The 19479-nt window shown below is 68.4% G+C and carries 22 protein-coding genes and 1 pseudogene; 15 read left to right on the top strand and 8 right to left on the bottom strand.

The features are described from left to right. Nucleotides 1-14: 14 nt before the first annotated feature. The 3 genes from ABZ909_RS13395 to ABZ909_RS13385 all read right to left on the bottom strand — a co-directional run bounded on the left by ABZ909_RS13395 (nt 15) and on the right by ABZ909_RS13385 (nt 1915). Nucleotides 15-860 (bottom strand): 3-hydroxybutyryl-CoA dehydrogenase, encoded by an 846-nt coding sequence (locus tag ABZ909_RS13395; RefSeq protein ID WP_356998454.1) that lies wholly within the window; start codon nt 858-860, stop codon nt 15-17. A 180-nt stretch (nt 861-1040) separates the two neighbouring features. Further along, the gene (locus ABZ909_RS13390; protein ID WP_356998452.1) at nt 1041-1388 is read right to left on the bottom strand and encodes a hypothetical protein; all 348 of its coding nucleotides are present in this window, start codon (nt 1386-1388) and stop codon (nt 1041-1043) included. 191 nt (nt 1389-1579) lie between these two features. Next, nucleotides 1580-1915: a hypothetical protein gene (locus ABZ909_RS13385; RefSeq protein ID WP_356998450.1), complete on the bottom strand. Its 336-nt coding sequence runs from the start codon at nt 1913-1915 to the stop codon at nt 1580-1582. A 454-nt stretch (nt 1916-2369) separates the two neighbouring features. Here ABZ909_RS13385 and ABZ909_RS13380 point away from each other — a divergent pair, with 454 nt between their 5' ends. Both ABZ909_RS13380 and ABZ909_RS13375 read left to right on the top strand, forming a co-directional pair. Continuing rightward, nucleotides 2370-2951 carry an NUDIX hydrolase gene (locus ABZ909_RS13380; RefSeq protein ID WP_356998448.1) on the top strand — a complete coding sequence of 194 codons (582 nt, stop codon included), beginning with the start codon at nt 2370-2372 and terminating at the stop codon, nt 2949-2951. A gap of 376 nt (nt 2952-3327) precedes the next feature. Continuing rightward, nucleotides 3328-4923, top strand: coding sequence for an ABC-F family ATP-binding cassette domain-containing protein (locus ABZ909_RS13375; protein WP_356998446.1), 1596 nt, complete (start codon nt 3328-3330; stop codon nt 4921-4923). 29 nt (nt 4924-4952) lie between these two features. Here ABZ909_RS13375 and ABZ909_RS13370 read toward each other — a convergent pair. Continuing rightward, a pseudogene (locus tag ABZ909_RS13370) lies at nt 4953-5084 on the bottom strand (gfo/Idh/MocA family oxidoreductase); the annotation flags it as partial. Nucleotides 5085-5212: 128 nt separating this feature from the next. On the opposite strand from ABZ909_RS13370, the gene ABZ909_RS13365 reads away from it, so the two are divergent. Continuing rightward, a complete protein-coding gene (locus ABZ909_RS13365) occupies nt 5213-5644 on the top strand; it encodes a hypothetical protein (protein WP_356998445.1) in 432 nt (143 codons plus the stop codon). Nucleotides 5645-5727: 83 nt separating this feature from the next. Continuing rightward, nucleotides 5728-7107 (top strand): glycosyltransferase 87 family protein, encoded by a 1380-nt coding sequence (locus tag ABZ909_RS13360; protein WP_356998443.1) that lies wholly within the window; start codon nt 5728-5730, stop codon nt 7105-7107. Here the strand turns inward: ABZ909_RS13360 and ABZ909_RS13355 are convergent. After that, the gene (locus ABZ909_RS13355; RefSeq protein WP_356998441.1) at nt 7061-7489 is read right to left on the bottom strand and encodes a TIGR03668 family PPOX class F420-dependent oxidoreductase; all 429 of its coding nucleotides are present in this window, start codon (nt 7487-7489) and stop codon (nt 7061-7063) included. The two genes, ABZ909_RS13360 and ABZ909_RS13355, sit on opposite strands and share 47 nt — an antisense overlap. Before the next feature lie 50 nt (nt 7490-7539). After that, nucleotides 7540-8133, bottom strand: a complete 594-nt coding sequence (locus ABZ909_RS13350; RefSeq protein ID WP_356998440.1) for a TetR/AcrR family transcriptional regulator — start codon at nt 8131-8133, stop codon at nt 7540-7542. Between the two features lie 90 nt (nt 8134-8223). Between ABZ909_RS13350 and ABZ909_RS13345 the strand changes: the two genes are divergently transcribed. Then, a complete protein-coding gene (locus tag ABZ909_RS13345; RefSeq protein ID WP_356998438.1) occupies nt 8224-9360 on the top strand; it encodes a Gfo/Idh/MocA family oxidoreductase in 1137 nt (378 codons plus the stop codon). 60 nt (nt 9361-9420) lie between these two features. Here ABZ909_RS13345 and ABZ909_RS13340 read toward each other — a convergent pair whose 3' ends face one another. Continuing rightward, complete coding sequence (locus ABZ909_RS13340; RefSeq protein WP_354839554.1) at nt 9421-9705, bottom strand: YciI family protein; 285 nt, start codon at nt 9703-9705, stop codon at nt 9421-9423. A 43-nt stretch (nt 9706-9748) separates the two neighbouring features. Beyond that, the gene (locus ABZ909_RS13335; protein WP_356998436.1) at nt 9749-10291 is read right to left on the bottom strand and encodes an amino-acid N-acetyltransferase; all 543 of its coding nucleotides are present in this window, start codon (nt 10289-10291) and stop codon (nt 9749-9751) included. Between the two features lie 195 nt (nt 10292-10486). Between ABZ909_RS13335 and pgsA the strand changes: the two genes are divergently transcribed. The 10 genes from pgsA (at nt 10487) to ABZ909_RS13285 (ending at nt 19471) form a co-directional block, all read left to right on the top strand. Then, entirely contained in the window at nt 10487-11089 is a 603-nt protein-coding gene (pgsA, locus tag ABZ909_RS13330; RefSeq protein ID WP_356998557.1) for a CDP-diacylglycerol--glycerol-3-phosphate 3-phosphatidyltransferase, read from the top strand. A gap of 40 nt (nt 11090-11129) precedes the next feature. Further along, nucleotides 11130-11624: a CinA family protein gene (locus ABZ909_RS13325; protein WP_356998555.1), complete on the top strand. Its 495-nt coding sequence runs from the start codon at nt 11130-11132 to the stop codon at nt 11622-11624. An 81-nt stretch (nt 11625-11705) separates the two neighbouring features. Further along, nucleotides 11706-12149: a helix-turn-helix transcriptional regulator gene (locus tag ABZ909_RS13320; protein WP_354839560.1), complete on the top strand. Its 444-nt coding sequence runs from the start codon at nt 11706-11708 to the stop codon at nt 12147-12149. 186 nt (nt 12150-12335) lie between these two features. Next, nucleotides 12336-13163, top strand: coding sequence for a phage shock protein PspA (gene pspA / locus ABZ909_RS13315; RefSeq protein WP_356998434.1), 828 nt, complete (start codon nt 12336-12338; stop codon nt 13161-13163). Nucleotides 13164-13736: 573 nt separating this feature from the next. Beyond that, on the top strand, nt 13737-14543 hold the full coding sequence (locus ABZ909_RS13310) for a hypothetical protein (protein WP_356998433.1): 807 nt from the start codon (nt 13737-13739) through the stop codon (nt 14541-14543). A gap of 231 nt (nt 14544-14774) precedes the next feature. Continuing rightward, nucleotides 14775-14951 (top strand): hypothetical protein, encoded by a 177-nt coding sequence (locus ABZ909_RS13305; RefSeq protein ID WP_040859444.1) that lies wholly within the window; start codon nt 14775-14777, stop codon nt 14949-14951. A gap of 69 nt (nt 14952-15020) precedes the next feature. Beyond that, entirely contained in the window at nt 15021-15965 is a 945-nt protein-coding gene (locus ABZ909_RS13300; protein ID WP_356998432.1) for an NADP-dependent oxidoreductase, read from the top strand. Between the two features lie 124 nt (nt 15966-16089). Beyond that, nucleotides 16090-17244 carry a substrate-binding domain-containing protein gene (locus tag ABZ909_RS13295; protein WP_356998430.1) on the top strand — a complete coding sequence of 385 codons (1155 nt, stop codon included), beginning with the start codon at nt 16090-16092 and terminating at the stop codon, nt 17242-17244. Between the two features lie 12 nt (nt 17245-17256). After that, nucleotides 17257-18030 (top strand): ATP-binding cassette domain-containing protein, encoded by a 774-nt coding sequence (locus ABZ909_RS13290; protein WP_040859440.1) that lies wholly within the window; start codon nt 17257-17259, stop codon nt 18028-18030. 13 nt (nt 18031-18043) lie between these two features. After that, nucleotides 18044-19471 carry an ABC transporter permease gene (locus ABZ909_RS13285; RefSeq protein WP_356998428.1) on the top strand — a complete coding sequence of 476 codons (1428 nt, stop codon included), beginning with the start codon at nt 18044-18046 and terminating at the stop codon, nt 19469-19471. The last annotated feature ends 8 nt before the right edge of the window (nt 19472-19479 follow it).

Genomic DNA, 19479 nt, shown 5'->3' with positions numbered 1-19479 from the left:
CGGTCCCTACGGTGTCAGTAGGTGTAGAAGCCGCGGCCGGTCTTGCGGCCGAGATAGCCCGCATCGACCATGCGGCGCAGCAGCACCGGGGGCGCGTACTGCGGTTCGCCGAATTCGGCGTAGAGGGATTCGGCGACCGCGAGGGTGACGTCGAGGCCCACGGTGTCGGTGAGGCGAAGCGGACCCATCGGGTGGGCGCAGCCGCTGACCATGCCCTCGTCGATGTCCTCGGCGCTGGCGAAGCCGGTCTCGAACATGCGGATCGCGCTGCAGAGGTAGGGGATCAGCAGGGCGTTGACGATGAAGCCGGCCTGATCCTTGGACTCGATGGTCCGCTTGCCGAGGATGTCGCGGGCGTAGGCGGTGACCTTGTCGACGACCTCGCGGTCGGTCTTGAGGGTCACCACCACCTCGACCAGCGGCAGCACCGGGACCGGGTTGAAGAAGTGCACACCCACGACGCGGCCCGGGTTGGCGGTGGCGTTGGCCAGCCGGATGACCGGGATGGACGAGGTGTTGGTGGCCAGGATGGTCTCGGGGGAGACGATGGCGTCCAGCTTGGCGAAGAACTCGGTCTTCAGCGTCTCGATCTCCGGGGCCGCCTCGATGACCAGCTCCCGGTCGGCGAAGTCGTCGATCGAGGTGGTGAGGGTGATGCGGGCGCGGGCCTCGTCGGCTGCGGCCTGCTCGAGACGGCCGGACTTGACCGCGCGGGCCAGGGACTTCTCGATGCGTGAGACAGCGGCGTCGGCCGCCGCGGTGTCGCGCTCGAGAACCAGGACCGACCCGCCTGCGCGGGCGGCCACCTCGGCGATGCCGGCACCCATGGTGCCGCCGCCGATCACGCCGATGCGTTGCACTTGCTTCTCCTTGTACCTCGGGGAAATCGCCACCTATCTTGCTCGACCACCCGCGCCCGCGTTCCGCCGGGCGGCAGCGGCAACAGCCACTGGACAGTGTGCGTGTCTCAGGCCACAGGTCCGGATCCGCGGCACTCCGGGCCGGTACTGTCCAGAGCCGTCAAACATGCTGAGCGATCATCATGGGCGATTACCCCCGAGCGAGCCCCGAGCCGACGCAGACCGGTCCGGGGCTCGATCGGTCACCGTGGGCGTCCGGCCCGCCGTCCCCATTGCAGCCGTCGGCGATTCATGCCGAGCCAGGTACCGCCGATGTTCGACAGTGATCCAGCCGACGCCGGCGATCAGTCCGATCGCGGCCGCGGCGGCCCACGGACCACTCCAGGTGTCACCGGGCGTCATGGCCAGCGCGATGACACCGACCAGCAGCAGGGCGAAGCCGGGCCACGACACACCGTCCAGCAGGGTCGGCACGGTGTCGCCCGCGGGCGGCTCGTGAATCGTTTCGGGGTGGAGATTGCTTGGCATAGGAGCGCGCTCCTTCCGGTTCGTACACTGCGCCTTCCATCGGGTTCCCGATTGCGCGTTCCCGAAACAGGCTGCGGTCGGCCGCGCCCACCATGCGCAACTCGAAATGTGTTGTGTACGAACAAGAATCGACAAATTCGCGTGCGCTCGCCGAGTTGCGCGCGGCCGTGCCGAGTGCCTTCCCGCTGGAGTCAGTCCCAGGCGCCGCTATCGACGACCCAGATACCGTGGCTGCCCTGTGTCACCGGCTGACTGACCTGCAGCGTGAGTTTGCTGCCGTCCTGATTGGTGACCACGACGCTGGTCGGACCGTCCGCGGCGGCCTGGACAGTGGCCCAGCCGAATCGCTGCTGCACGAAGGCCTTTGCGACCTGGACACGATCCAGGCGCCACGGCTGGTGCCCGCCGTCCACACCCTGCTGCAGGTCACGGGCTTGCTGAGCAGTGAGGCCCTCACCGGGAAAGGTCGTCCCGGCCTGCGGCTCGGTGCTCGACTCCGGCTGCTTCGACGGAGCCTGGGTCGGCACGACAGGAGATTCGGCCACCAACGATGTTGTCGGCACGAGGGTTGTTTCGGGTACCGAGTCTGGGACAGTCGCCGTGGCAGTAGCCGTCGCCGCGTCCGATGGCTGACTGGTGGGCGAGACCTTCGATGTCGTCGTGCAGCCCGCAATCGCGGCCGCACAGGTGAGGACGCCGAGAACGATCGCCCCCGCCCGCCGCCCTACCAGCGCGAACGCGCTCGGCCGACGGCTGACATGTGTGCTGCGCATAGGTATCCCCTGACCTCGGGCCCGAATCACCCCGACCGCGATCCACAAGGATCAGCTGCCCTGATGTCGTCCCACCGACCCCGATCGTTAACCGCCAAAACCATTCTGGTGCAGACCTCCCGAACCCCGCCGACGATCGCCCCAATTCCCGCGCGAAACATCCCCACGCACCCGCTGGGTGTCGTACCCGTGGGGTAGGTTCGCCGGCATGCAGCCTGCTACCGCCATGGTCGCGGATGTCGTCGCGGCGATCACGCCCTTCGATGACATCGAACGGCAGCACCGCGCAACCACATTGGAGTGGCTCGCGTCGACCGACGACATCTTCCGGCGCGTCAAACCCGCCACGCCGTCACCGCATCTGGTCGCGTACGTGGTGCTGGTCGATACCCGCGAGCACGGGATCTTCCTCGGCCGGCATCGGATGGCGGGCCTGCACCTGCCGATGGGCGGCCACGTCGAAGCCGGCGAGCATCCACGGGATACCGCCCGACGCGAGGCGGGGGAGGAGCTCGGCATCGACCCGATCTTCGACCTGATCGGGGAGCATCCGCTGTTCCTCACCCGGACAACGACGGTCGGTCGGGCGGCGGGCCATATCGATGTGTCGCTCTGGTACGTGATTCGCGGCGACCGCGCCCGCGATTATCCGCTCGATCCGACCGAGTTCGACGGCGGCCGGTGGTGGGACCTCGACCCGGACGGTCTGCCCGCCACCGACCCCCACCTGCCCCGATTCATTCTCAAGCTCGACGACTGTCAGCGGGGTGCCGCGGTCACGACAGCCTGATTGCCGTCGACCCAGGTTGTGCGGAGGGTCAGTTCGTCGATCGCCCAGTGCCGAGTCCGTCCCGATCGCGGTCGTCGATCACGCGGCCGTACCGGGTGACCAGCTGGCTCAGCCGGTATTCCTGTTCGAAAGATACCGGGGGAGTGTCGCGGCGGCTGCCGGCAGTGCACTGACAATCGGCGACGGGGATGGAGGTGTGCGGGCCCTGGTAGGGTGGCCGGATGCTCATCGAGGTCGACAGACTCTAGCCGCCTACTCGAAGGCGGCGTTGCGACCACACCTACTGCTCGGCGTTCCGAATCGGGAATGGGCCGTTGATTTCTGGTGTGTGTCGGCGGCGTCGGTAATCCCATGAGCAGGAAGAGTCTGTCGACACATGTCTTCATCCATGCAAGCGGCGATCACGCTGCAGAATCTGTCATTCGAATGGCCCGACGGGACAATCGCTCTCGCGGGGGTCGATGGTGTGTTCGCCACCGGGCGCACCGGTTTGGTGGGGCGGAACGGCGCGGGGAAGTCCACGCTGCTGCGTCTGATCGCCGGCATCCTGACCCCGACCTCGGGGCGGGTGGAAACCAGCGGCGATGTGGGGTATCTCCCGCAGCACCTCACACTTGCCCGGAACGACACCATCGCGCAATTGCTCGGTATCGCAGGCACACTCGCGGCCCTGCGGGCGATCGAGGCCGGCGACACCGAGGAGAAACACTTCGAGACGATCGGCGATGACTGGGACATCGAAGCCCGCGCCGACGAGATGCTCAACGAAATCGGTTTCAGCGCAGCCGATCTCGACCGCAATGTGGGCGAGATCTCCGGCGGTGAGGCCGTTCTCATCGCCGTCACCGGGCTGCGAATCAGGCGCACGCCGATCACGCTGCTCGACGAGCCCACCAACAACCTCGATCGCGAAACCCGCGCCAAGCTGGCCGAATTCGTGGATTCCTGGCCGGGCACCCTCGTCGTGGTGAGCCACGATCCGGAACTGCTGGAGCGCATGGACGCCACCGCGGAACTGCACGGCGCGACCCTCGAGGTGTACGGCGGTCCCTACAGTGCGTGGCGGGAGCACCTCGAGCAGGAACAGGCCGCGGCCCAGCAGGCGGCGCGAACCGCCGAGCAGGCATTGAAGGTCGAGAAGCGGCAGCGCATCGAGGCCGAGACCAAACTGGCCCGGCGCGAGCGCACCGCACGCGCGACGCAACGTGACGGCGGCATTCCACGCATCCTCGCGGGCAATCGGGCGAGCCGGGCGCAGGGCTCGGCCGGAGCCATGCGCACCACGCTCGACGCCAAAGTCCGTGCCGCCCAGGATGTCCTGGACGCTGCGGCCACGCGGGTCCGCCGGGACGAGCACATCCATCTCGATCTGCCGGACCCCGACGTGCCGCGCAGCCGCCGTATCGCGGAACTCGGCGACGGCGACCGCACCATCGTTATTCAGGGCCCGGAACGGGTCGCCCTGATCGGCCCCAATGGCGCGGGCAAGTCGACGCTGATCGAGCATCTGCTCAGCGGCCGCCACCCCGAACGCGGCACCCTGCTCACCGACCGGGTGGGCTACCTGCCGCAACGCCTGGACAATCTCGACGAGCAAGTCGGCGCGCTCGACAATGTGCATGCGGTGGCCACCGCCACCGCACCGGCCACGATCCGTAATCAGCTGGCCCGCTTGCTGCTTCGCGGCAGTAGTGTCGAACGCCCGGTCTCGACGTTGTCGGGCGGTGAACGCTTCCGGGTGTCGCTGGCGCGCCTGCTCCTGGCCGATCCACCGGCACAGCTGCTGATCCTCGACGAGCCGACCAACAACCTCGATATCGCCAGCGTCGATCAACTGGTGGAGGCGCTGGCCGAGTATCGTGGCGCGATCCTGGTGGTCAGCCACGACTATCCGTTCCTGCACCGGATCGGCATCGACACCGTCGTCGAGCTCGACCGCACGGGGAACCTGCGGCAACGCGGCTCCCTGTAACCGCCTCCGGCGCCGGGCCTCACTGTGGCCCGGCGATCGGAGAACTTGGGCAGGGGGAAGCACAGTGCGGTCTCGACCCGCCGCAGCGTCCCCGATTCGCCTGAGGCGATGATCTTCTCGGCCGCCCGCATCAGCGGGTGACAGCGGTAGTGGAACGCCTCCGAGTGGTCACCGCCGGGCCCGATCGTTCACGGGTCCTCGGCGGACGGCCACCGCGGCGGGCGGAGCACGACCGGATACTGCCTGCGCCGGGCTTACGATTCAACCCGGTTGCGATCTCGAGGTAGGCGTGGCCGGGTTAATGCGCAGCGACTTCTGTGCTGTACTCGGCAGTCTTCCGGACTCCGAGGTGCAGGCCGTCACCACCACCTTCGAGCGATTCTTCGACAGCTCCATCCCCGTCGATCAGAAGGCGGCGTTGCTGGAGAACGGCCAGGCCTTCACGGAAACGCTGGAGAATCAGGCGCATTCGTCGATCGCGGGCGGCGCGACGGCTGGCGTCTCACAGGTGAACGGGGACGGGCCCGGACGGGCCGCGGTGACCTTCACCATCAAGAAGCACGGAATTCCGTTGCTGCTCAACCGTCATGGCACGGCGCTGCAGATCGACGGCGGCTGGAAGGTCGCCGCCCAGACCTTCTGCGATCTGCTGCGGGTGCAGGGCAGCCCGCCCGCGGTCTGCGGGACATCGACCACCACCGCCCCGGCGCCCACGAGCTGATCGCGGCCGGTGTCGCCGCGAGAACCGTGGTGTAGCACCGTGATTGAGAGGATCCGCCGGGCCGGACTGGTTATGGTAGCCAGATGGTTTTGGGGGCCAAGGAGTTTGCCGAGGAGTTCTCCGGGCAGCGTGACATCACCCGGATCGGTCGCCGGAGCACCGAACCCTGTGTGACCAACCGGATGCTGGCCGGCGGGCTCGTCCTCATGGCGGCCGCACTGCTGTGGCACATCTTCGCCATACCCATCGGCAATCCGTACTACGGCCTGTTCGACAACGGGCTCGACCTGGAGGTGTATCAGGCGGGTGGTGCGGCCCTCCGCAACCGGACCGGGCTCTACGACGGGCCGGTCGTGTTCGGCATGGACTTCACCTACACCCCGTTCGCGGCCCTGGTCTTCGTTCCGCTCACGATCGTCTCCCTGGTCACCGCCAAGGCGATGTGGTGGGCCGCGACCTTACTGGCCCTGATCGCGCTGACCGGATGCTGCCTGCGCAGCCTGAAATACCCGAATACGTTGCGCACCTGGATGTTCGCGCTGGTGCTGGCGGTGATCTGCACGGTGCTCGAACCGGTGCGCTCCACGATCTGGCTCGGGCAGATCAATGTCTTCCTGGTTCTGCTGATCGTCTGGGACCTCACCTGCCTGCCCGCGGCCCGGCTGCGTGGTCTCGGGGTCGGCATCGCCGCCGGGATCAAACTGACCCCCGCGTTCTTCCTCGTCTATCTCGTCTGCACCCGGCAGTGGCGGACGCTGGGAGTGGCGGCCGGGGCGTTCGCGGCGACCATCGCCCTCGGCTTCCTCGCCCGGCCCGGCGACGCGTACTCGTACTGGCGCGGACAGGTCACCGCCGCCGGCCGGGTCGGGGCGGTCGATTCGCCGGGCAACCAGTCCGTCAACGGTCTGCTCGCGCAGTTGCTGCGGTTCTTCGACGTCGAGCGCTACGCGTCGAATGCGTTCGGAGCGACCGTGTTCCAGCCGCCGACCTGGATGTGGCTGCTCGCGTTGCTCCCGGTCGTGGCCCTCGGGCTCGCCGCGGCGACCCTGGCTCATCGCGCCCACCGGGAGCTGCTGGCGATCACGGTCACGGGCATGACCGCCGCATGCGCGTCACCGTTCTCGTGGGGCCACCACTGGGTGTGGTTCGTGCCCTTGCTGATTCTCGCCTGGCAGCACGCCCGTACCGCCGCAACCCGCTGGACCTGGCTCGCCCCGGCAGTCGTCGTCCTGGTCGCCTTCAGCTGGTGGTGGACCTTCTCCGACCGGCCGCCCATGGAGGATTCACCGCACCCCATCGGAATCGGCCTGTTCATGATGCCGCGCGCCGACAACTCGGTGTGGTTCGCGTACATCACGGTGCCGGCCTATGCGGGCTGCTACGTCCTGCTCCACATGCTGACGAGTTGCTACGTCATCAGGCGTACGACCAGCCGCGCACCGAGTCGACAGCGATCCGAATGATCGGCCCCGCGGGTGGATCTACTTGGTACTGAGGATATTTGGCGACCAGCCAGCCGAGCGGCAGCTCACGGTCCACCGTGCCGTGCAGGATGTCGGCGGCGCCGTCGAGGCGTGTCCACCACAGCCGGGTCCAGTCCTCGTCGTAGTGATCGGCGAGGACGGAGACGCGACGGTTGGCGGCGATATTGCGGAGGCGGCGGAGATCGGTGGTGGTCTTCGGTTTGTTGTCGATGGCGATCACCACCAGCAGCGGCGAATCGGCGGGGGAGACCGCGAACGTGACGGGCACCAGGTGCGGCACGCCGGTGGTATCGGCGGTGGCCAGCCGGGCCACCCGGGCGGCGCGGAACCTGGACAGAGCCGTGGCATCATCCGATCGCACGGGATCGACGGTAGACCGTCGGTCGGGTTGCGCCACCGCCGGTCCGATGGTCACCGTCGTGCGGACAGCCCGTCCAGCACGATGCGCAGCGTGCGCTGCCACTGGTCCGGGGCGGCCCGCAGGCCGACGGTGTGATCGGCGGTGCCGACCCCGGCCAGTGCGAAAGCCACGTCCTCCCAGGCGGTATCGCCGCGCATCGAGCCGTTCCGCTGTGCCCTGCCGACCAATTCGCGCAGCCGGTCGCGCAAATCGCTTATGCAGCGGTCCACCTCGCCACTGCCCGCGCCGCCCAACGCGTCGTTGACCCCGCAGCTCTCCGCCCGCAAACCCACGTACGCGGCGGCGAATTCGGTGAATCCCTGCCATGGATCCGGTTGGGCGAGGGCGCGGTCGGCGGCGGCGATGCCCTCGTCGAGGACCTCCTCCAGCACCGCCGTCAGCAGTGCGTCGAGCGAGGGTACCCGCCGATAGAAGGTCCCCTTGCCCACCCCGGCCCGCTGCGCGATCTCCTGTGCGGTGACCGCCACCCCGACCTCCGCCACCGCCGCCCGCGCGGCCGTGACCAGCCGTTCGAGATTGCGGCGGGCATCGGCGCGGGGAGTCGGCGCGGCATCCCGGGCGAGCAGGCGATCGACGGCGGTCATGGCCGGACTCTAGCAAAAGTGGACTTTCCGGGTCCGTTTGACTAGCGTCCAAAGCGGACGCATCGAGTCCGTTTAATGGAGGAGTGAGTGATGTCGGACCGCATCCGAGTGGGAATCATCGGCGCGAACCCGGACCGTGGCTGGGCCTCCCGCGCCCACATCCCGGCCCTGCGCGCCCTGCCGGACTACGAGCTGACCGCGGTCGGCACCAGCCGGCGCGAGAGTGCCGAACGCGCCGCCCGCGTGTTCGGCGCGGACCATGCCTTCACCGACGCACGCGAGCTCGCCGAACATCCCGACGTCGACCTGGTCGTCATCACCGTGAAGGTCCCCGCGCACGCCGAACTGATCCGCGCCGCACTGGCCGCGGGCAAGCATGTCTACTCCGAATGGCCGCTCACCCGGACCACCGCCGAAGCCGAGGCCATCGTGGCCGCGGCCGCCGCTGCTCCCGGACTGCACGTCGTCGGACTGCAGGCCGGGCTCGCCCCCGCCGTCCAGCGAGCCGGTGCATTGATGGTCAACAGTCGCTTTGTGGGCAAGGTGGTTTCGGTCACGGTCTATGCGGCCCGCGGCAAGGGCGCGGGCGGCCGCATCCCGCAGTGGGCGGCCTACACCCTGGACCGCGAGAACGGCGCGGGAATGCTGGAGGTCGCGGGCGGCCACACCCTCGCGACCGTCGAATCCCTGGTCGGCCCGCTCACCGAGGTCTCGGCCGAGCTCGCGATCCGCCACCCGCTCACCATCATCGACGAAACCGGCGAGCGGGTATCGGTCACCAGCCCGGACCACCTGCTGCTGACCGGCCGCACCGAGACAGGCATACCGGTAGCGGCCCACATTCACGACGGCAAGGTCACCGACGGCCGCACCCGCATCGAAATCGCCGGCACCGACGGCGATCTGGTGCTTGTCAGCGACGGCCCCTCGGGAGCGGGTGGCATCCAGATGAGCGACCTGCGCCTGCTGGGCTCCAACGGCCCGGGCGGCGCGTGGCAGGACCTGACCCCCGAGGAGGTCGGACCCTTCGCGACGCTGCCGATCGAATCCCGCAACGTGGCAAGGCTTTACGACCGTCTGGCGGGCGACCTCCGCCGCGATCTCCACCTGGTCCCGTCCTTCGAGACCGGCCTGCACATGCATCGCGTCCTGGACGCCATCCGCCGCAGCGCCGACTCCGGCAGGCGCGAGACGGTCGAAGCCGGAACACCGGTCACTACCCGTTGAATCCCGGCAAGAAAGAGCCCCGCCCCGCATCGGCGGGGTGGGGCTCCCGGGGTATCTCGTTCAGGACACGAACGCGCCCATGGTCGGCTGCCATTCGACGATGCGCTTGTCGGTCAGCAGGCCCTCGCGGTTGAACGGGTCGTTCTCGAACAGCGTGGTCACCGCCTCCAGGTCGTCGGCCTGGACCAGGATGAGCGCGCCCGACCCGTCCGGGTACGGACCGCTGGTGAGCACGGTGCCCGCATCGACCAGGCTGTTCAGCCAGGCTCGGTGGTCGGGCCGGTGGATGTCGCGGCCGGGGACGGTGGCCTCGGAGTAGACGTAGTGGACGGCGAAGACGGCCATGGGCTCTCGCTCCTGATCGAAGTCGGTACGGATACGGAGAAGGTCAGAGCGTCAACAGCATTCGGGTATTCCCGAGTGTGTTCGGCTTGACGTAGGACAGATCCAGGAATTCGGCGACGCCGGTGTCGTAGGACCGGCACATCTCGGCGTACACCTCCGCGGTCACCGGCGTGCCCTCGATCTCCGCGAACCCGTGCCGGGCGAAGAAATCCACCTCGAAGGTCAGCACGAACACCCGCTCCAGCTCCAGCTCGCGCGCGACCGCGATGAGCTGCTCCACGATCAGCCGCCCCGCGCCAGTGCCCTTGATGTCCGGGTGCACCGCGACCGTGCGTACCTCGCCGAGGTCGGCCCACAGCACGTGCAGCGCGCCGCAGCCGAGGATCTGGCCGTCGCGCTCGGCCACCCAGAATTCCTGGACCGCCTCGTACAGCGTCACCAGGTTCTTCTCGAGCAGGATCCGGCCGGCGTAGATGTCGATGAGACTCTTGATCTCGGGCACGTCAGAGGTTCGCGCTCGGCGGACGATCGGCGCGACCGCCGCATGCCCGCCGATCGAACCACTGTCAGGTGCCCGTGTTGTCATGGGGTGCACAGTAGTCGGCCCGCGTACCGATAGGCTTGTCGGTGTGTTGCACATCCAGCTTCCCCACATACCGGCATGGTCCGGAAACCATGGCCGGTGTCTCGGCCGGTGGGGGCGCTGGTGACCGTGCAACGTGACGAGTTGGAGGGTCGCTGGATCGATGCCGGTCCCGCGGCGAGTCCGGGATTCGCCCCCGTGCCCCGCCCGGAGGCGGCGGTGGAACCGCCGGTCGTCCCACTGCTGAACATCGCCAATGTGCTGACGGTGCTGCGCATCCTGATCGTGCCGCTGTTCCTGCTGGCGCTGTTCGCCCACGGCGGGCACGACACCGAGTGGCGCTGGATCGCGGCCGGGCTGTTCGGCGTCGCCGCCATCACCGACCGTATCGACGGGCAACTGGCTCGCAAATACGGCCTGGTCACCGACTTCGGCAAGCTGGCCGACCCGATCGCGGACAAGGCGCTCATCGGGGCCGCGCTCATCGGATTGTCGATGCTGCACGATCTGCCCTGGTGGATCACGATCGTCATCGTGGCCCGCGAACTGGGCGTGACGCTGCTGCGGCTGGCGGTGGTCCGGCGCGGGGTGATTCCCGCGGGCCGGGGCGGCAAGCTCAAGACGCTGATCCAGTCCGTCGCCATTGCCGTGCTGTTGCTACCTCTCTCCGGCGGATTCGCTTCGGCCGGAATGGACTTGATGTACGTGGCCGTCGCACTGACGGTGGTCACCGGTCTCGACTACGTCGTGCAAGCGGCCCGCCTCTGGTTCGGGTCGCCGGGCGGCAGCCGTGCGGCCTGACGTCGAGGCCGCGCTGTCCCGCGTAGCGACCGCTCCGCCCATTCCGCCCGACCCGCTCGTCACCTCGGCGCCCGCCGCCGAACTGGTGGCGGCGCTCGCCGCCGCCGGTCAGACCGTGGCCACCGCGGAATCGCTGACCGCCGGACTGCTCAGCGCCGCCATCGCGGGAATTCCGGGCGCCAGCACGGTGTTGCGGGGTGGACTGATCGTTTACGCCACCGACCTCAAGCAGTCGCTCGCCGGTGTGAGTGCCGACACCCTGGCAGTCGACGGACCGGTAGCCGCGAGCACGGCCGAACAGCTCGCCGTCGGGGCCCGCCACCGCTGCGGAGCGGACTGGGGAATCGGGCTCACCGGAGTCGCCGGACCCGAACCACAGGACGGGCGACCGGTCGGCACGGTATTCCTTGGTATAGCGGGTCCGGAGTCCACCGAGGTACTTCGGTTGAAGTTGTCGGGGGACCGGTGGACGATCAGGGTGGGCGCGGTTCGCGCCGCGGTCACCGAGCTCGTCCGCATCGTCAGGGACGAGTGACGAGGCCGGGAACGCGCGGCCGACGCCGGACGTTGTCCAGTCAAACGCTGGGTCCGGCGAGACGAGTGTGAGGAGAACGAGATGACGCTGCTGCGAGAAGCCATCGGGGAAAGCCTGCGGCGCGCTCGGGTTGCCCAGAGCCGGACGCTGCGTGAGGTCTCCACCTCCGCGCGCGTGAGTCTGGGGTACCTGTCGGAGGTCGAGCGCGGCCGCAAGGAGGCGTCCAGTGAGCTGCTGGCCGCCATCTGCCAGGCGCTGGACGTGCCACTGGCGCAGGTGCTCTTCGACGTGAGCTCCACCATGGCCGACGCCGACAAGGCCACCGCGCTGGCCGCCGACAAGGCCACCGCGGGGGTGGGAGCCGGCAAAGTGCCCGCCAAAGCTGGGCTCGCCAAGGTGGCCGCGAAGGTTACCCCGCGGGGTGGTGACGGCGACGTGGCCCTGGCCGCGGATGGAACTTTCGGGCCCCGCATTGTGATTCCGGCCCCGAAGTCGGATCGTCTGGTGCTGGTGGCTGCCAAGTGACCACTGTGCTGTGGAGCCGAAAGGGATAAATTCTCTGTAGGCTTCGTGCCGGAGACGTCGTGCTGTTGCCGAAGTCTCCGGAACGGCCGTTGCACAGTGGAGATAGGGACAACAGGGGTGCGCGACGGTCGCGCACTACTGTCGCGCTACGGGGCGCGGCACGTCATATGGAGGCGGGATCAATCGATGGCTAATCCGTTCGTGAAGGCCTGGAAGTACCTGATGGCCCTCTTCGATTCGAAGATCGAGGAGCATGCGGATCCGAAGGTTCAGATCCAGCAGGCCATCGAGGAAGCCCAGCGCCAGCATCAGGCCCTCTCGCAGCAGGCCGCGTCGGTGATCGGCAACCAGCGCCAGCTGGAGATGAAGCTCAACCGCCAGCTGGACGAGGTCGAGAAGCTCAATGCCAATGCGCGCCAGGCGGTTATGCTGGCCGACCAGGCCAGTGGCGCCGGCGACACCGAGAAGGCCATCCAATACACCAATGCCGCTGAGGCTTTCGCCGCCCAGCTGGTGACCGCCGAACAGTCCGTCGAGGATCTGAAGGTGCTGCACGACCAGTCGCTGCAGGCCGCGGCGCAGGCCAAGAAGGCGGTCGAGCAGAACGCCATGCTGCTGCAGCAGAAGGTCGCCGAACGCACCAAGCTGCTCTCGCAGCTGGAGCAGGCCAAGATGCAGGAGCAGGTCTCGGCCTCGCTGCAGCAGATGGACTCCACCCTGTCGGCCCCCGGCGCCGTCCCCAGCCTGGATGCTGTGCGCGAGAAGATCGAGCGTCGCTACGCCAACGCGCTCGGTGCCGCCGAGCTGGCGGGCAACTCGGTCCAGGGCCGCATGCTCGAGGTCCAGCAGGCCAGCGTCCAGATGGCGGGCCACAACCGCCTCGAGCAGATCCGCGCCTCCATGCGCGGCGACTCGCTGCCCGCCGGTGGCGCCCAGCAGCAGATCCAGCAGGGTCAGCCCGCGCAGCCGGCCGCCCAGCCCAACTTCAACAAGGGCCAGGCCGCCCAGCAGTAACTGCTGCGCGAAAGGTAGTGCACGATGGGGAGATCGCGGGCCGACAACAGTCCCGCGACCTCCCCTGCCCGTTTTCTGCGCCGCACTCGCGCCAAAACCCCGGACCCTATCCCGGGTTTCCCCTCCCCGTTCCCGCCGCCCGCAAACCCGCAGCCTCCCGCGCACTCCGAAACCGCCCGGCCTGAAACAGCTTCCGCACCGCCTAGGGGCACTGTCCCAGCGCCGGAGCACAATCCGCCCCACTCGACCGGTTCCGACGGCCACTCCGCCCGCACCGATGCAGCACGGCCGTCCACCGCGGCGAGTCGGACCGCCGCCGGTGCGACACCACCTCCGGCATATGTGCCGTCGGCTTCGCCGCCCGGCTTCGAAACGAGCACGGCTCGCCCGGGTTTCACGAGCCGTTCCGCCCAGCGTGGTCGGACCGGTGGCGCTGCAGCTGAAGTCGGCCGTCGGTCGGATGGCGCGCAGCCTGGCTTCGGGGCGGGCGGGCCAGGGGCCGGGCCCGGTCCGGCCGGAAGCGGCCGGGGGAAGCGGGCGCGGCGGGAGCGGGCCACCGAGGCGGTGCGAGACGTGTTGGCGCCCACCGGGTTCGAGCCCGAGGAGTTGGCGCAGCGGCTGCCGGATACGTTGCGGGGTGTGGGGGAGCAGGCGTTGGTGGCCGTGCGGAAGTGGGCGGATCCGCGGGAGCGTGAGTTGCGGAAGCGGCGTCGGGCACGGCGTCGGAGTTTCCGGCTGGGAACAGCTTCGGGGTTGACGACGGCCGGAACCATTGGACTGGTGCTGATTTCGGCACCGGCGTGGGCGGTGGTCGTGGTCGGTGGTGGTGCGGTGGCGCTGGTTACCGGGACCGCGGTGACGGCCCGGCGGTATCTGGAGATGCGCCGGGAACCGCTGCCGCAGGCCGCTTTCGTTCCTCGGAAGCTGCCGCCGATCCGGTCCGCGGCGCGGGCGTCGATCGCCCGATTGGTCCGGGCCGAGCGGGCACTGCACGGACTGCACTCGCAGATCGCACGGACGGGCAGGCTTCCCGAGGACGATCTCAACGACACTCTGGAAACAGCCGCGTCGGGGGCCGCCGCACTGCACGCGCTGGCACAGGACGTTGTCGCCATGGAGCGGGCCGCCGGTGCGCTCGGCGCGAATTCGCCACTGGGCGAGCACGTCCAGGCCGTCTCCATCCGCCTCGACGGCGGAGTCGTCGAGTTCGAGGGCATGGTCGCGGCCGCGGCCCGGGTGCTGGCTGTCCCCGAGAGCGCAGCCATCGCCGACGATCTCGGCTGGGCCATGGTCGGCCTGCGCGACGCCGCCGACCGCCTCGACGGCTGGGCCCAGGCCCTCACCGATCTGGCCGACCAGCGCTTCCGCGTCAATCCCTGACCTGTCTGCATCGCTATGAGCCGGGCCTTCCCGGGGCGTGGCTCGGGCTGTCGCAGGTCGGCGGGCCGCCGCCCCGCGAACATGGCCTGCTGCCCCCGGTCGGGGGACTCGGGGAGAACCCTGATCTGTCCCGGATTTCGGTGCTGACCTGGTGATTTTCTCAGGTGGGCGACGCAGTATGGATGGTGTCGGATCGCGCGGACGGCGGTTCGGAGACTAGGGAGGTTAGGAATGTTCTGGAAGATTCTCGGCGTCGTCGTCCTGGTGTGGATCGCCTTCGCGGTGCTCGGGTGGCTGATCAAGGCACTGTTCCCGATTCTGCTGGTCAGCGCCATCATCTTCGGTCTGTACGTGCTGTACAAGGCGGTGTCGGGCTCGAAGGACAAGTCGCCGCTGAGCAAGTTCTGATCGGTCGAAACTTTCGGACTGTCCGCCCGGGTAGCCGGGCGGACGGTCCTTTTTTCGTATGATCGCGGCATGGCTACTGCTGTCGTTGCCACCGCTTACGGTGGACCGGAAGTCTTGTCGCTGGTCGAGGTCGAGGTGCCCGATCCGGGGCCGGGTGAGGTCAGCATCGCGGTGCGGGCCGCCGGGGTGAATCCCTTCGACTACAAGCTCTACAGCGGTGCGTTCGGCACCGATCCCAGCAAGCTGCCGCTCCGGCTGGGCCTGGAGGTGGCCGGAGTGGTCACCGCCGTGGGTCCCGACGCCGAGGGGCCGGCCGGGCCGATCTCGGTCGGTGACGAGGTGATCGCGCCGGTGGGTGGCGGCTACGCCACCGCCGTCACCGTGCCGGCCGCCCGGGTCGTGCCCAAACCCGCGGATGTGGACTGGAAGCATGCGGCCGGTGTGCTCAGCGTCGGCGGGACCGCGGTGCATCTGCTCGCCGCGACCGGCGTCGGGCCGGGGGACGCCGTACTGATCCACGGCGCCGCGGGCAGTGTCGGCGCGCTGGCCGCGCAATTGGCGGTGGCGCGGGGCGCGCGGGTGATCGGCACGGCCTCGCCGAGCCGGCATGAACGCTTGCGCGCCTACGGTGTCGAGCCGGTCGCATACGGCCCCGGACTGGCTGATCGCGTCAAGGCGTTGGCTCCCAACGGAATCGACGTGGCCCTCGACACGGTGGCCACCGAGGAAGCTGTCGACGTCTCTTTGGAACTGGTGGCCGATCGGAGCCGGATCGCGACCATAGTGGCGTTCGATCGGGCGGCCGCGGAGGGGTTCAAGGCCCTCGGTATGGGTCCCGGGGCCGATCCGGGCACCGAGATCCGCGGCAATGCCTGGCGTGAGTTGCTGCCGCTATTGTCCACGGGCAAGCTGGATTTGGCGATCGCCAAGACGTTCCCGCTGTCGGAGGCGGCCGCGGCGCACGAGTTCATCATCGAGGGGCACGCGGGTGGAAAGGTTATTCTGCTGCCCTGAACCGGGCCGCATCGATTTGGCGAAACGTCCCATATGAGTGACTCACACGGCATATGTTGTTGCCCACAACATATGCCGTGTGTGCGGTCGCAACCCAGTGACCGCCGCGTGAAAGGTCACCCTGATGAGGACGAAAAGCGCGCTCCCGCCGACGAAGTCCGGACGCCGACGGGGTTACGCCGCCGCCGCGCTCGCACTGTCCGGCCTGCTCACCCTCACCGCATGCGGATCCAATTCCAGCAGTACGACCTCCTCGTCGAACGCGCCCTCGGGCGGCGGCGCCAATGGGACGGTCGGGGTCATCCTCCCCGAGACCGCCACCTCGGCCCGCTGGGAATCCTTCGACAAGCCGCTGCTGCAGAAAGCCTTGAACGAAGCCGGATTCGACGCCGACGTGCAGAACGCACAGGGCGATGTCCAGAAGTTCTCCACCCTCGCCGACGGCATGATCGCCAAGGGCGTGAAGGTGCTGCTCATCGCCTCCATCAACAGCGAGGTGGGCAGCGCGGTTGCGGCCAAGGCCAAGCAGGCCGGCATTCCGACCATCGACTACGACCGCCTCAACCTCGGCGGATCCTCCGACTACTACGTGTCTTTCGACAATGTGAAGGTCGGCGCCCTGCAGGGCCAGGGGCTGGCCACCGCGCTGAAGGACAAGCCGGGCGCGCAGGTCGTCGAGATCGAAGGCGCGCCGACCGACAACAACGCCACCCTGTTCCACCAGGGCCAGGAGCAGGTGCTCCAGCCCCTGTACGACTCGGGCGCGCTGAAACTGGTGCGCAGCCAGGCCATCGACGACTGGAACAACCAGAAGGGCGGCACCACCTTCGAGCAGATCCTCACCGGCGCCAATGGCAAGGTCGACGGCGTCGTCGCCGCCAATGACGGCCTGGCCGGTGCGGTGATCACGGTGCTGAAGAAGAACGGCCTCAACGGCAAGGTGCCGGTGACCGGTCAGGACGCCACCGTGGACGGTCTCAAGGCGGTGCTGCGCGGGGACCAGTACATGACCGTGTTCAAGCCCATCAAGGACGAGGCCGAGAACGCCGCGAAACTCGCTGTGGCCCTGGCCAAGGGCGACAAGGCCGCCGCGGATGCCCTGGCGCAGGGCGTGAGTCAGGATCCCAAGGGCAAGCGCGACGTGAAATCGGTGCTGCTGCAACCGCAGTTGATCACCAAGGCAGAGGTCAAGCAGGTGGTGGACTCGGGCTTCGTGAAGGCCTCCGACGTCTGCTCGGGCGACGTGAAGTCCGCCTGCACCGAACTCGGCATCGCCTGAGGATCGAGAGACATGAGTGAGCCGCTGCTCCAGATCACCGGCCTGAACAAGAGTTTCGGACCGGTGCACGTGCTGCACGACGTGGACCTCACCGTGCCGGCGGGAGAGGTCACCGCACTCGTCGGCGACAATGGCGCGGGCAAATCCACGCTGGTGAAATGTGTTGCCGGAATCCACGCCGCCGACTCCGGCGAAGTGCGATTCCGTGGTGAACCCGTACACCTGCGTGGCGCCAAGGACGCGGCGGCGCTCGGCATCGAGGTCGTCTACCAGGACCTGGCCCTGGCCGACAACCTCGACATCGTGGCCAATATGTTCCTCGGCCGGGAGCGCGGCAAGCCGTGGCTGCTGGACGAGGCGAGCATGGAGGAGGCGGCGCGGCGCACCCTGGCCTCGTTGGGGGTGCGCACCGTGAAATCGGTGCGCACCCCGGTCGCAGCCCTGTCCGGCGGGCAACGCCAGACCGTGGCCATCGCGAAAGCCGTGCTGTGGAACAGCAATCTGGTGCTGCTGGACGAACCCACCGCGGCACTCGGGGTGGCGCAGACCCGGCAGGTGCTGGATCTGGTGCGGCGGCTGGCCGAACAGGGGCTGGGGGTGGTGCTGATCAGCCACAACCTGGCCGACGTGTTCGAGGTCGCCGATCGGATCGCGGTGCTGTACCTGGGCCGGATGGCCGCGCAGGTGCGGACCGCCGATGTCACCACCGGCCAGGTGGTGGAGTTGATCACCGCCGGACGTTCCGGCGATCTGGGCTTGGCGCGGCCGGAAGCCGCGGTGCTGTGAGGAAGCCACTGCTATGACCAATGTTTCGGAATCGGCGGCGGCCGAACCGGGTACCGCCATCACCGACTTCGGGATCGACACCACGACGCGGTCGACGCGAGAAGCCTTGCGCGACTATGCGGCCCGGCTGCGCGCCGGGGATATCGGATCCCTGCCCGCGATCCTGGGCCTGATCGCGCTGGTGGTGTTGTTCTCGCTGATGTCGGATGTGTTCTTCTCGCTCAACAATATTGCGAACCTGCTGGCGCAGGGGGCGGGGCAGACCATCATCGCCATCGGAATCGTGTTCGTGCTGCTGATCGGGGAGATCGATCTGTCGGCGGGCACGGCGTCCGGGGTGGCGGGGGCGGTGCTGGCCATGCACTACGTGGACAACGGGAACCTGTTGACCGGCATGGGATCCACGGTGTTCTTCGTGTTCAACGCCATGCTGGTGCTGGCCGCGATCCTGGCGGGGCTGCTGCGGATCTGGCCGGGGGTGGTGTTCTCGGTGCTGGGAATCGTGCTGACGGTCATCGGGTTTCAGGCGAATCCGTGGATCGAGATGCTGCTCGCGGTGTGCGTGGGCGCGGCCATCGGATGCATCACCGGGTTCCTGATCGCGAAGATCGGGATGCCGTCGTTCGTGGTGACGCTGGCGCTGTTCCTGGCGTGGCAGGGGGTGATCCTGCAGCTCATCGGTGAGGGCGGGGTGCTGGGGATCAGTTCCTCGCACGTGCTCAATGCGGTGGCGAACGGGAATCTGTCCACGGCCGGGAGCTGGGTGCTGTGCGTGGTGGCGGCCGGTGGGTATGCGGCGGTCACGCTGGGCGGGCATCTGCGGCGGCGGCGTCGCGGGCTGGTCACGTCCCCGACACCGCTGGTGGTTGCGAAAGTGGTGGCGCTCAGCGGGTTCGCGATCGTGGTGACGACGTTGCTCACCGTGAATCGTTCACCCAGCAAGCTGATCGTGATCTCCGGTGTGCCGTATGTGGTTCCGATCGTGCTGGTGCTGCTGGCAGCCGGGAGCTATGTGCTGACCCGTACCACCTACGGCCGTCACATCTATGCCGTCGGTGGGAACCTGGAGGCGGCCCGGCGCGCGGGCATCAATGTAACCCAGTTGCGGGCAAGCGTTTTCGTCATCTGCTCGGCCTGCGCGGCGGTCGGCGCCATCGTCTACTCCTCGAAGGTCGGTTCGGTCGATCCGCAGGCGGGCGGGCTCAACACCCTGCTGTTCGCGGTCGGCGCGGCCGTGATCGGCGGCACCTCCCTGTTCGGCGGCCGGGGCCGGGTGGCCGACGCGGTGATCGGCGGCGCGGTGCTGGCCGTGGTCTCGAACGGCCTGGGCCTGCTGCGGCAGCCCGCGGCGGTGGTGTCCATCGTGACCGGGCTGGTGCTGCTGCTCGCCGCGACCGTCGACGCGCTCTCCAGACGCCGCGTGGCGATAACGGGCCGCTGAGCGTGGCG

It is taken from the genome of Nocardia sp. NPDC046763 (genome assembly GCF_040645495.1).
Classification (GTDB): domain Bacteria; phylum Actinomycetota; class Actinomycetes; order Mycobacteriales; family Mycobacteriaceae; genus Nocardia.
The sequence above is the reverse complement of the archived record's forward strand: the minus strand, read 5'-3'. Positions and strand labels throughout refer to the sequence as shown.